Source organism: Paludisphaera borealis (assembly GCF_001956985.1).
GTDB classification, from domain to species: domain Bacteria; phylum Planctomycetota; class Planctomycetia; order Isosphaerales; family Isosphaeraceae; genus Paludisphaera; species Paludisphaera borealis.
In genome coordinates this window covers 1,908,060-1,920,490 of the sequence record NZ_CP019082.1, presented here as the reverse complement: position 1 = coordinate 1,920,490, position 12,431 = coordinate 1,908,060, and the positions used below count along the sequence as shown (strand labels likewise).

The 12,431-nt window shown below is 66.2% G+C and carries 12 protein-coding genes; all 12 read right to left on the bottom strand.

Translation table 11 applies throughout. From position 1 onward, the window contains the following. Window positions 1-32 precede the first annotated feature (32 nt). Entirely contained in the window at window positions 33-1,337 is a 1,305-nt protein-coding gene (locus BSF38_RS07545; protein ID WP_420819238.1) for a glutamate-5-semialdehyde dehydrogenase, read from the bottom strand. Between the two features lies 1 nt (window position 1,338). Beyond that, window positions 1,339-2,190 carry a dihydropteroate synthase gene (gene folP, locus BSF38_RS07540; RefSeq protein WP_076344428.1) on the bottom strand — a complete coding sequence of 284 codons (852 nt, stop codon included), beginning with the start codon at window positions 2,188-2,190 and terminating at the stop codon, window positions 1,339-1,341. 54 nt (window positions 2,191-2,244) lie between these two features. Further along, entirely contained in the window at window positions 2,245-2,808 is a 564-nt protein-coding gene (gene lptE, locus BSF38_RS07535; protein WP_076344426.1) for an LPS assembly lipoprotein LptE, read from the bottom strand. Window positions 2,809-2,896: 88 nt separating this feature from the next. Continuing rightward, on the bottom strand, window positions 2,897-4,297 hold the full coding sequence (locus BSF38_RS07530) for a tetratricopeptide repeat protein (protein ID WP_145952010.1): 1,401 nt from the start codon (window positions 4,295-4,297) through the stop codon (window positions 2,897-2,899). Window positions 4,298-4,370: 73 nt separating this feature from the next. Then, window positions 4,371-5,114 carry a DNA repair protein RecO gene (gene recO, locus BSF38_RS07525; RefSeq protein ID WP_076344422.1) on the bottom strand — a complete coding sequence of 248 codons (744 nt, stop codon included), beginning with the start codon at window positions 5,112-5,114 and terminating at the stop codon, window positions 4,371-4,373. Window positions 5,115-5,261: 147 nt separating this feature from the next. Beyond that, window positions 5,262-6,545 carry a hemolysin family protein gene (locus BSF38_RS07520; protein WP_099092072.1) on the bottom strand — a complete coding sequence of 428 codons (1,284 nt, stop codon included), beginning with the start codon at window positions 6,543-6,545 and terminating at the stop codon, window positions 5,262-5,264. A gap of 49 nt (window positions 6,546-6,594) precedes the next feature. Beyond that, a complete protein-coding gene (gene ybeY / locus BSF38_RS07515) occupies window positions 6,595-7,044 on the bottom strand; it encodes an rRNA maturation RNase YbeY (protein ID WP_257787848.1) in 450 nt (149 codons plus the stop codon). 29 nt (window positions 7,045-7,073) lie between these two features. Next, window positions 7,074-9,314: an HD family phosphohydrolase gene (locus tag BSF38_RS07510; RefSeq protein ID WP_076344418.1), complete on the bottom strand. Its 2,241-nt coding sequence runs from the start codon at window positions 9,312-9,314 to the stop codon at window positions 7,074-7,076. A 9-nt stretch (window positions 9,315-9,323) separates the two neighbouring features. Further along, complete coding sequence (locus BSF38_RS31255; protein WP_168189331.1) at window positions 9,324-9,470, bottom strand: hypothetical protein; 147 nt, start codon at window positions 9,468-9,470, stop codon at window positions 9,324-9,326. A gap of 6 nt (window positions 9,471-9,476) precedes the next feature. Continuing rightward, on the bottom strand, window positions 9,477-10,478 hold the full coding sequence (locus tag BSF38_RS07505) for a PhoH family protein (protein WP_076344416.1): 1,002 nt from the start codon (window positions 10,476-10,478) through the stop codon (window positions 9,477-9,479). Between the two features lie 147 nt (window positions 10,479-10,625). Further along, a complete protein-coding gene (locus BSF38_RS07500) occupies window positions 10,626-11,537 on the bottom strand; it encodes a phosphatidate cytidylyltransferase (RefSeq protein WP_076344414.1) in 912 nt (303 codons plus the stop codon). A 95-nt stretch (window positions 11,538-11,632) separates the two neighbouring features. Continuing rightward, a complete protein-coding gene (locus BSF38_RS07495; protein WP_237170783.1) occupies window positions 11,633-12,400 on the bottom strand; it encodes an isoprenyl transferase in 768 nt (255 codons plus the stop codon). Window positions 12,401-12,431: the final 31 nt, after the last annotated feature.

The following is a 12,431-nucleotide window of genomic DNA, read 5'->3' as shown; positions in this document are numbered from 1 at the left end:
CAATCATGCAAGCATTTAAAAAGAAGTCGAGATTACTCGCGGATCTGGCCGTCGCCGTAGACGATCCACTTGGTGCTGGTCAGCTCGTTGAGGCCGCAGGGGCCTCGGGCGTGGTACTTGTCGGTGCTGATGCCGATCTCGGCGCCGAGGCCGAGCTGGCCGCCGTCGTTGAACCGGGTGCTGGCGTTGACGATCACCGCCGAGCTGTCGATCTCGGCGACGAACTTGCGGGCCGCGGCGAGGTCGCGGGTGACGATCGTCTCGGTGTGCGACGACCCGTGACGGCCGATGTGCGCGATCGCGTCGTCGATCGAATCGACGACCTTGACCGCGAGGATCTTGTCGAGGAATTCGGTGTCCCAATCCTCGGCGGTCGCCGCCGTCATGCTCGGCACGATGGCTTTCGCTTCAGCGTCGCCCCGCAGTTCGACGCCGGCCGCCGCCAGCGCCTCGGCGGCCTTGGGAAGCCAGGTCGGGGCGATCGCGCGGTGGACGAGCAGGGTCTCGGCGGCGTTGCAGACGCCCGGGCGCTGGGCCTTGGCGTTGACGATGATCCGCGTGGCGATCTCGGGATCGGCCGCCTGGTCGACGTACACGGCGCAGATGCCCTGATAATGCTTCATGACCGGCATCTTGGCCTCGGCGACCACGCGGCGGATGAGGCTCTCGCCGCCTCGCGGAATCGCCAGGTCGATGAACTCGGGGAGGGCCAGAAGATGGCCGACCGCCGCGCGATCCGTCGTGGTTACGAGTTCGACCGCGTGCTCGGGAAGGCCGCACCGAGCCAGCTCATCGGCGAGAATCCGGTGCAACGCGCGGTTGGAATGGAGCGCTTCCTTGCCGCCCCGGAGGATCGCGGCGTTGCCGCTCTTGACGCAGATCGCGGCGGCGTCGACGGTCACGTTCGGCCGGCTCTCGTAGATCATGAAGATCACGCCGAGCGGAACGCGGACCTGGGTGACTTCGAGCCCGTTGGGGCGTCGGCCCGACCTTACCACCTCGCCGATCGGGTCGGCCTGAGCGGCGATCTCGGTCAGGCTCCGGGCCATCTCGCCAATCCGCTTGGTGTTGAGCGTCAGACGATCGACGGCCGCTGCGTTGAGCCCCAGTGAAGGGGCCGCCGCGACGTCGCGGGCGTTGGCTTCGAGAATCTCAGAGGCCCGCGCGACGAGGGCCGAGGCCGACGCGGCGAGCCAGGCGTTCTTGGCCGCGCCGCCGGCCAGGGCCATCGCTCGCGACGCCTTTTTGACCCGGGCGGCCAGATCGCGGCAGCCGGCCTCAAGCTCGGCGGCGGCCGGATCATTCTCGCGGGTCTTGGGTTGCGTCGCCACGTCCAGCTCAGCCATCATTCGACTCCCAACCGATAACGTCGTTCCAGACGCGGATCGCGTCGACCATGGGGCCGACGTCGTGAACCCGGACCACGCGCGCCCCTTGCCGGCAGCCGGCCAGTGAGCAGACGACCGAGCTGGTGCTGCGCTGGGCCATGCCGCGTCCGGTGATCTTCTTGAGCAACCCCTTGCGTGAGATCCCGATCAACAGGATCGAATTCAGGTTGGCAAACTGATCGAGGTTCCGCAAGAGCGCCATGTTGTGCTCGAAGCTCTTGCCGAAGCCGATCCCCGGGTCGACGGCGATCCGCGACCGGGGAATCCCCCGGGCCTCGCACCAGGCGATCCGCTCGACCAGGTAGGCGCGGACCTCGGCGACGACGTCGTCGTACCGAGGATCGTCTTGCATGGTCTGGGGCGTCCCTTGCATGTGCATCAGCACAACCGCCGCGCCGGTGCTGGACACAACCTCGACCATGCCGGGTTCGCGCAAGGCCGAGACGTCGTTGACGATCGACGCCCCCGCGAGCACGGCCTGGCGCGCGACTTCGGGCTTGGTCGTGTCGATCGAGATCGGTACGCCCGTCTCCCGGGCCAATCGCTCGATCACGGGGACGACGCGCTCCAGCTCGTCGTCGATCGAGACGATCTCGGCGCCCGGGCGGGTCGATTCACCCCCGACGTCGAGCAGGTCGGCACCGTCCTCGACGAGCTTCAGCCCATGGGCCACGGCGGCATCGGTCGAGAACCACCGACCACCGTCGGAAAAGCTGTCGGGCGTGACGTTGACGATCCCCATGACCTTCGGGACGGAGCCGTCCGCGATCAGTCGGCCACGGGCCTCCCAGCGGCGAAACATGGTGCGATGTCCTTGGAGTTGCGGAATCCAGAGCGGTGGGCGCGAGGCGACGACCTACTTGAGGTCTTCCTCGATGAACCACGGTTGTTCCATCATATCGACAATCTGAGCGGCGAGGCTCGCATTCACCTTGGTCGTCGCCGTGAGCGACGTCTCGCCGACTTCAGGGACGAAATTCAGCGTTTCCGAGACGATCGTCGGCTGCCGCTTCTTTTCGAGGTCGGTCGGCGGGTTGTGCACCCAGTTGACGCTGACGTTGATCGTCCGGGTGAGCTGCCGAGGCAGGTTCGTCGGAGCTTCGACGATGATGTTCTTGTCCACGAAGTTGATCGTGCCGGTCAGCACGGTGTCGGCTTCTTCAATGCGGTGCACCAGCTTGTAGGGCGTGCGCCGGGTGATCTCCTGCTGCACCTGCCGGGTCAGGTCCTTCTCGACGTCGCGGATGAACGCCTGCGTCTTGAACATCGGCACGAACACCGTCCGGACACTCTTGTCGAACGGCGCACGGAACGAGTAGCCGCAGCCGCCCGACGCCGCCAAGGCGAGCACCAGGCAAGCCCTGAGAACGGCCCATCGGCCGCGTCGTGCTATTAAGGATCGGGGAAATCGACCGAACATGAGGGAAGCCTCGTCCTGGGCCTCGAAATCCGCTTCGCCATCACACCCGCCTCGGGGCGCGGCGGCCGTATACTCCGGGAATCACGCGTTACATCATGCCGCCAGGCGATCCGCCCATGCCGCCGCCCATGCCACCCATTCCGCCCATGCCACCCATCTGGCCGCCTCCGGCGCTGTAGTAGGGGTCGTTGGCACCGGGTTGAGTCAGGATCTTGCTCGGGAGCGTGGCCTTGCGAGGCATCTTGGCGAGCTGGGCCAGCTCGACCTTGGCTTTGACGGTCCAGGGGCTGTTGGGCCATCGCTGGGGGATCTTGCCGAAGTAGAACTCGGCGGATGCGACCTTGCCGATCTTCTTGTAGTACGCGCCGACCTTGTAGGTCCGCTCGGCTTCCTGGTCGTTGATGAGGTCGAGCGTGTGGTAGAGGTGTTCGGTGTCGGCCTGGCGGTCGGGGAACGACGCCATGGTCTGCTTGACCAGCTCGCGGGCTTTTTCGAGCCCTTCGCCGTCGTATTCGGGTCCGATGTAGCCCTTCATGCGCGAGTCGATCGCGGCGAGCTGCGCCTTCTGTAGGAAGGGGCTCTTGGGATGGTCGCTTATCAACTGGTCGTAATAGACGGCCGCCGACTCGTAGTCTTCGCTCGCCATATGGTAATCGGCGATCTGCATGACCGAGTCGTCGGCGAGGGCTCCGGTCGGGTCGTGATGGCGGACGTGCTCGAGCGCCTTGAGGCCGGTTCCTCGCGTGTCGATCAGCGGTTGCTGGCCGTTGAAGTGCGAGTACCAGGGCATCTTCGTCTCGGGCTTTGCTTTCGGATCGCTCTGCGACAGCCAGATCTGGGCGATGGCGTACTCGCGGCTGACCAGCTTGTCGAGGTACTGGGTGCCCGGGTAATCGGCGATCAGGCGCTCGAAGCTCTCGTGCGAGGCGACGTAGCTCTTGCGCTGGTACTGAGTCTCGGCCAGGTAGAACTGGGCCTTCTCGCCCCAGGGGGTTTCTTTGCGGTTCTTGGCGATCCCCGCGAAGGCCTTCTCGGCCTCGGGCAGCTTGCCTTGCTGGAAGAGCTGGATCGCGTCGTCGAGTTCTTTCTGGGCGTCGGGATTCGTCGCCGGCTTGGCGAACGGCTTCCAGCCGTCGGACCCGAGGACCAGGGTCGACGGGTTGCGCTTGGCGTCGTCGCCCGACGAATCGCTCTTCAAGCTCCGCGCCCCGATCGGCCGCAGCCAGCGTTCGAGCAGCGAGTTGCTGTCGGCGATTTTCTCGGACTTGGCGCCGGCGAGCTCGTCCTTGGTCAGCTTCTTGGCCAATCCCGAATCGTAGCTCGACCGCCACTGGGCGAGGGGGACGCTGAAGCTCTGGCAGCCGCTCAATCCGCCGACGACCGCCAGGGCGCCGAGCGACCGCAGCGCGGCGGCTCGGAGCACGAACCGCCTCGCATTCGACGGCGACGAATCGCGACGCGGAGCAAGATTCCGAGGCGTGGTTCTCATGGTTCCTCGTTTTCGAATCACGAGAGGACGACTCGGTTCGCGGCCGACGATCCAGGAAACCGGGTTCATCGGCTCATACTCCCAGCAACGGCCAGACCCGAGGTCGATGGCCCAGAACATGACTGATGACGGCGCCGACCGTCTGTCGAATCGACGCCAGGCTGGAACCGGCCAGCTCGATCTCGCGCCAATCGCTTCCGGGACTCGCCAGGACGCGAACGGCCTCGATGGTTCGAGCCGGCAGGGTGACGACGTGCGGCTGTCCGGGACGGCAGACCGGGCACAGAACGCCCCCGGTCGCCAGGCCGAACGCCACGGCTTCCCTCACGTCCACCGGCTCGCCGCAATGAGCGCACCGGTCGAGCGTCGGCATGTGTCCCAGTTCACGCAGGCAAGCCAGCTCGAACCGAAGGACCCGCCGCGTCCGCAAGCTCGCGTCGCCCAGATGCCGCAAGGTGATCCTCGCCGCGTCGAACAGCTTGGGGTGTGGGTCGTGATAGTCCGTCAGGTCGGTCAGCAGTTCGGCGATGTAGTAGCCGGCATACAGGGCCGCAAGATCGCGGCGCAGACATGCGAAACGCTCCAGAGGCGCGGCCTCCGTCAAGAGGTCCAACGCCTCCGACGCCTTGGGAAGCAGCACGATATCCGAAACGCCCAGCAGGTCAAGGCCACCCTGGAACGGCGACTTGAGCCGACGCCCCCCCTTGGCCAGCGCCGAAACCTTGCCCAGCTCGCGCGTGAACAAGGTCGCCACCAGGCTCGTCTCGAAGACGTCTACCGTTCGTACGACGATCGCCAGCGACCGATTCGCAGGCAAGGTAGAACCCTCCTTCGCAGCCTCGACAAGCCGATGCACTTCCGCCCGGAGAATTGTATCGTAACGTCCAATCGTTCCCACGCCCGGACGCGCCGATGGGACGGCCGCCCCTTTGGATCGGAGGACGTCGGACGGTGCGACGAGGCATCAGGCGGATCGACCGGTGCGGCCGTCGGCACCTTGCGAGCCAGGCTGGAGATCCATTTTGAGGCGGCGGATCGAGCGGTCGGCGACTTCGAGGACGGTGAAGTCGAGGCCCTCGTAGGAGAACGTTGCTCCTGGCTCGGGAAGGCGGCCGAGGACGTGGAGCGCCAGGCCGCCGATCGTCTGGTACTCGTCGTCAGTCGGCAGGTGGACGCCGAACCGGTCGTTGAGGTCTTCCAGGTCCACCGACGCGTCGAGCTCGAACTTGGACCCGCCCAGAGGGACGATCGGGTCGGCGGGGGCGGGGGCGTCGTACTCGTCGTGGATCGGGCCGACGAGCTGTTCGAGCAGGTCCTCGATCGTGACCAGTCCGGCGACCCCGCCGTACTCGTCGAGCACGATCGCCATCGGCGCGCGCCGGAACCGCATCTCTTCCAGAAGGTTGAACGCGTTCTTGGTTTCCGGAACGCGGTAAACCGGGCGGGCGATCGCGGCGGGGACGACCTTCGAGGAATCGTTCTCGAAGAGCATCCGGTTGAGCAGGTCCTTGGCCAGCAGCATGCCGACGATGTCGTCGCGGTTGCTGCCGTAAAGGGGGATGCGGCTCCGACCGGACTTGCGGAACGACTCGGCCGCCGCCTCGGCGGTGACCGTCGCCGGCAGCGCCACGATCGCCGACCGCGGCTGCATGATCTCCGAGACGTTCGTGCGGGTCAGTTCGACGACGCTGCTGAGCAGGTCACGCGCTTTCTCGGGGATCTCGGGCTCCTGGTCTTCGTCGTCTTCCGACTCGTTGGGAACCTCGACCTCCAGGCTCGCCGGCCGCGGTCCGTTTTTGTCCGAGCCCGACGACCACTCGACGATTCGCTCGATCGCCTCGGCCCCCATCGTGAGCGGGAAGGCCACGGCGCGGATGACGGTCGTCGCCGGCCAGAGCGAGTCGATGATCGGCTCCGCGAAGACCTCGCCGATGACGCCCGCGACCACGTAGCCGACCACGCCGAGGACGCAGATCAGGAAGATCAACACCACGATGGCCGCCGGAGTTTGAAGATGGGCGGTCCCAATCCCGATCGCCGACGCCAGGAACAGGCCGCTGAGGACCGCGATCGACTCCGAGGCGCGTTCCGTGCGGTGGTCGAGGTGCGCGATCTCGTCGGCCCGATGCGGCCTGTTGAGAGCTTCGGTCCGTTCTTCGAGGCGACTCCTCGAGTACGACTGAAGCGCCTTGGTCAGCGCGATCGAGACCAGATGCACCAGAAAGATCGGCGCACACACCAAAGACATCCACGTCCAGCTCAGCCCGAACACGCGCCGAAGTCCCCCCTGCTCGAATTCAGGCCGACGTCGGTCGGCGAAGGCGGAATGGATTGATCAGTCCTTCACGACTGAGCGCGGCGTCCTCGCCGGCTCGCATCACAGCCGCCGAACCGTCGTCAAGATCGTCGTAGCCGCACAAATGTAGCAATCCGTGGACCACATAGAGCGCGAGTTCGTTCCAGGGCTCGGCGCCGATCTCCGAAGCGACCCGCGCGGCGGTTTCGGTCGACACCACTAACTCGCCGGCCAGCGGCTCGTCATCGTCGGAAAGGACGAACGAGACGACGTCAGTCGGGCAGTCATGGGCGAGGTAGTCGCGGTTGACGCGGTGGATCGCGGCGTCGTCGACGAGGGCCACCGAGATTGTCGCCGCATCGACACCCTCGGCGAGCAGCACGCTCTCGACGAGTCTGCGGAGGACGTCGGAATCGACTGGAACGTGGTTCTGGGTGTCGCTGACTTCCACGAGGAAGCCGCGTGGGGGATTCTCCACGGTCAGGCCGTCCTCTGTTCGGGATACTTGACGCGGCCGTGGTAGATGCCGATCAGCGACTTGATCAAACTGTCGCGAATCTCTGCGATCTCGCGGAGCGTCAAGCCGCACTCGTCGAACTGGCCGTCGCGAAGCCGCTTGTCGATCAGCTCGCTGACGAGCCCTTCGATCCGCGACGGGGTCGGTTCCGACAACGTCCGGCTCGCGCTCTCGACGCAGTCCGACATCATCAGGATGCCGGCCTCTTTGCTTTGCGGCTTCGGCCCGGGATAGCGGAACGCGCTCTCCTGAATCGTCGCTCCGTCGGGATTGCAGCCGTTGCGGCGATTGGCCTCGTGAAAGAAATACTCGACGAGCGTCGTGCCGTGATGTTGCTCGATCAGATCGATGATCCGCTCGGGAAGGTGATGCTGGCGTCCCAGGTCGACGCCGTCCTTCACGTGGCCGATGATGATCAGGGTGCTCATCGCCGGCGCGAGGTTCGCGTGCCGGTTGGTGGAACCGGTCTGGTTCTCGACGAAATAGTGAGGCTTGAGCATCTTGCCTATGTCGTGGAAGTAGGCGCCGATGCGGACCAAGAGCCCATTGGCACCGATCCGTTCGGCGGCGGCCTCGGCGATGGCTCCCACGGTGATCGAGTGGTTGTGGGTGCCGGGCGCGCGTCGTACCAGCTCTTGCAGCAGCGGGTGAGTGTTGTCGCCGAGTTCGAGCAGGCTGATCCCGGTGACGATGCCGAACGCATTCTCGAGGAACGGCAGGCTGCCGCCCATGAAGAAGCCGGCCATCAGGCCCCAGCCCGCGCGCCAGAGGCCGTCGCTGCGGATCAGCTCGATCGGCTGATGCTCCCACAGACCGGTCGCCCAGGTCATGATCAGATACCCCAGGGCGGCGGTGGCGCCGACCTTGATGAGCTTGGTGCGCGTCCGGACGTCGTTCAGGCCCAGCACGCCGGCGGCGGTCCCTCCCATCAGCACCAGGAAATGGCCGATGCCCGTCCCGAGCGCCATGCAGGTCAGAAGCGACAGGCCGAAGGTCGCCACCAGGCCGAAGCCGGGGTTGTAGGCGATCGCCAGGATCATCGCGGCGCTGGCGACAGGGATCAGGTCGGCGTTCCACGACTGGTTGGCGAGCAGCCGCACGATCCCGAGGCTGATCACGACGAGCGCGCAGATAGTCGCCGTGCGGCCGAAGTCGGCGGCAATCAGCCGCTCGTGACGCGCGACGTAGTAGCCTGTCAGGATGAAGAGCGCCGAGACCATGACGAGAATTCCGAGCGCCCGCCGCGCCCGTTCGCCGAGCGTCAGCGAATTGATCGCCTCGTCGTGTTCCATGCGCAGCAGGATCAGTTGCTCCTCGCCGATCGTCTGGCCTTGCTCGACGAGCACCTCGCCGCGGGTGAACGGGTCATAATGCTCGGTCACCTGGTTGCGGGCGATCTCGCGAAGCAGGGCCGTCTCCTCCTGCTCGTAGGTCAGGGTCGGACGGCCGTCGAGCCGGTCGGCGACGAGCTGAAACAAGGTCTCGCCGACGCGAGGCGTGGTGAATGCGGCGATGAACTCGCGGGCGACCGCGCCGTCGGGTTTCACGATCCGTTCGGGGACGACCCGTTCGCGGGGGAAGACGCGCGCCTCGGAGACTGGCTGATCGAGGTTGCGGATCGAGAGGGTGCGGCTGGTCTCTTCGTTCCGGGGCAGGGCGCCCGGCCCGAGAACGCCGGCGTCGAGCAGCGGGACGAACGCCTTGGCGATCTGGATGTGGAGGTTGTCGCGACGCTGGGGCGTGTCGGTCGCCGCCTTGATGTCGAGGTACGTCTCCGGCTTGAGCTTCCAGGTCGAGATCAGCGTCTTGGCGAGTTCCTCATAGCGCTGCGATTTGGCGATGGTCACCGTCAGGTCGTCGAGCCGTTCGGCGAGATCCTTGATCGGCGCGGGATCGTTGACCATCGACGGCGGCACCTGGTCGGCGGCGGCCTGGCGCTCGTTGCTGGTCTTGGTCTGGTTGCGGATCCGGAATTCCTTGACGTTGACCCGGATCTCGCGGTCGGGGCGCTGGCCCAGCCGGTAGGTGAAGGCCGGGCCCGATCCGTGCACGATCGCCGAGGTCGCCAGAACGGTCAGTGCGACCAGCGACAGGCTCACGAGTCGGGCGCGCTGACGCGCCAGGCGACTTTGTTGGAGCGAGACGCTGGGGAACGAGCGGAGCTGGGCTCGACTCGGTTTGGGGCGACGTTTACCAATGCTCATGGATGCGACTCAAAGCGCCGTGGCGAACGCCGGGGGGCGAGCCACGCTGAACTGCGCCGGGGCCACTCGGCCCCCGATGCGCGCCGTCGACGCCGGAGGAGGGTCGTCGGCGCGGCCGACGATCCACCGATCCGGGAATAGGAGGAGAATGTTCACGCCGCTTTACTCCGCGGCCGTCGCGCCGAGGCCGGCGCCGGCTTCGGCGGTTCGGGGTTCACGGTCGCGCGTCGCATCGTCGGCCTCGTACGCGTCGACGATCGCCTGCACGAGAGGGTGGCGGACGATGTCGGAGCGGTCGAGCTGCACGGCGGCGACGCCAGGCACATTGGAAAGACGTTCGACGGCGTCGGCCAGGCCGCTCTTGGTTGCGGTCGGCAAATCCACCTGGGTCACGTCGCCCGTGACCACGATCCGGGCGTTCATACCCATCCGGGTCAAGAACATCTTCATTTGCGGCACCGTTGCGTTTTGGCCCTCGTCGAGAATGATGACGGCGTCGTTCAACGTCCGGCCGCGCATGTACGCCAGGGGAGCGATCTCGATGATGTCGTTGTCGATGTAGCGCCGGATCTGGTCGTATGGGATGAGGTCGTGGAGCGCGTCGAGAAGTGGGCGCAAGTACGGGTTGATCTTGGCTTCGAGATCGCCGGGCAGGAAGCCGAGATGCTCGCCGGCCTCGACCGCCGGTCGGACCAGGACGATCTTCTTGGTCCGACCCTGGCGGAGTGCCGCCACGGCCATCGATACGGCCAGGTAGGTTTTGCCCGTCCCCGCCGGCCCGATGCAAAAAACCAACGCGCTGTCGCGCAGCGCCTGGAGGTAGCGGTTCTGGCCATCGGTCCGGGGCCGAACGACGCGGTTGCCCTCGCGGATCTCCACCGTACCGGCCGGGAGGGAGGAGTCGACCCGGATGATCCGATCGATCGTCTCGGCGACGTCGGCCGAAAGAACCGTGCGACGAACGCGGTAGAGCGAGCGCAGGCCTTCGAAGATCTCGCGAGCCTGCTCGACGCGGTCGCCGTCGCCCTCGATGCGGACTTCGCCGTGCCTGGCCAGAACCTTCACACCGAGAGCGTCTCGAATCTGGCGAAGGTGCTGGTCTCGGCTGCCGAAGACCGCAAGCTCCTCGTCGTGCCCGTCGAGCGCGATGGTGATTTCCGGCATACCTCCCCTTTCAACGGCCCAACCCCGTACTTCGACGAGAAGTCCACACACCTCGCGCCCGGCCTGGCCGTCTTCGCTCATTACACACTATTATGCTACCAGATCCACGCCGAATTCAAGATCGCCGAAATTGCGATCGGCTCAGGCTTACGGACCGAGGCAAAGCCAGAGGCCGTAGGCGACTGGAGCGGAGAAAAGCAACGAATCCAGAACGTCGAGGACTCCCCCGAAACCCGGGACTGCCGCCGAGGCGTCTTTCCGCCGACAGTCGCGCTTGACCATCGACTCCATCAAGTCGCCGACCTGGGCCACGATGCCGACCACCACCCCGAAAGCCACCGCCCCAGCCCAGCCGACGCCGGTCAGGCTGTCGGAGTAAAAAGCGACCGTCTCGACGGCCAGCGCGGCGAGTGTCGCGAAGACCAGGCCGCCGAATGCACCCTCGATCGTCTTGTTCGGACTCACGGCAGGCCACAATTTGTGCCTGCCGGCGATCCTGCCCACGGTGTAGGCGCCGATGTCGGCGCCCTTCGCGGTCGCGATCAGGAAGGCGAGAGGAAGCAGCCCATGTTTGCAGCCGTCGAGCCAGCGAAGCTGAACGATGAAGCTTCCCAGAAGGCCGATGTAGGCGACCACTAGAATCGTGCCGGCGATCGCCGCGACGGCTCGGCCCGGCACCTCGAACTGGAGGCTCTGGACCACGAACGTCACCATGAGCACGCCGACGAAGCTCAAGAGCGGCCACGCGAGTACGGCGACGGCGGCGTTCGGCTCATGAACCAGGCCCGAGAGCCGGTTCGAATCGCCAAGCACCCCCAAGACGTGGGGAATCCAGTTCGCGACCAGCACGGCCGCCACGCCGCCGAGCACCGAACGGGTCGAGGGGCGCGAGACCGTCTCTTCCAGGAGCCCGCTGAACTCGAACGCGCCCATCCCCATCGCGGCGGCGGCCAGGCCGAACCAGAGCGGGAACCAGGGCGCGAGCCACTGGTCGACGAGCAAGATCAAGACCAGAGCGGTGACGATGAGAATGCCGCTGACGACACGGGTTCCGAGCATGACCGCCAAAAAAGACGAAGAGGAGTGTGGGGATGAGGAGCGAGGAGGGGGATCGTCCCGAGTCTCGGTTCCGCCAGTGTCCGACTCGTTCCACTCTAGCCGGCCGGCGTGCCCGCAGCCAGTGCCGAGGCCGGCAGTCCGCCGAACTTCCGCTCGCGGGCCGCATAATCGGTGCAGGCTTGCAGCAGGTCGGCCCCCCGGAAATCGGGCCAGAGCGTCGGCGTCACCCAGAGTTCCGTATAGGAGATTTGCCAGAGCAAGAAGTTGCTGATCCGCATCTCTCCGGCCGTGCGGATCAAGAGGTCGGGGTCGCTCGCCCCGGCGGTGTCGAGGTAGCCGGCGAACAGGGCCTCGTCGACCCGCGACGGATCAACCTTGCCGTCGCGGACGTCCTCGGCCAGGCGCTTCGCCGCGTCGGCGATCTCGGTCCGGCCGCCGTAGTTGACGGCCAGGCGGAGCGTCATCCCGGTGTTGCCGGCCGTCGCCGCGGCGGTTCGGTCGAACTCGGCGAGAACCTCGTCGGGAAGCCCCTCGCGGCGGCCGATCATGCGGAGCTGGACGTTCTGGTCCATCAGCTCCGCGCGCTCGACCGAGAGGAAATGCCGCAGAAGCCGCATCAGGAACCGAAGTTCGCGAGGCGGGCGCTTCCAGTTCTCGACGGAGAGGCAGTAGAGCGTGAGCTGTTCGAGCCCGAGGCGGCACCCTTCCTCGACCACGGCACGGACGCTCTGGATGCCGCGCCGGTGGCCGACGATCCGCGGGAACCCGCGATGCTGAGCCCACCGGCCGTTGCCGTCCATGATGATCGCCACGTGGCGAGGAAGCTGCTCGGGCTTCAGCCCCCAGGCGTCCAGCCGAGCCATGCCTTCTTCGGTGGTTTTCAGTGGAGGTCGC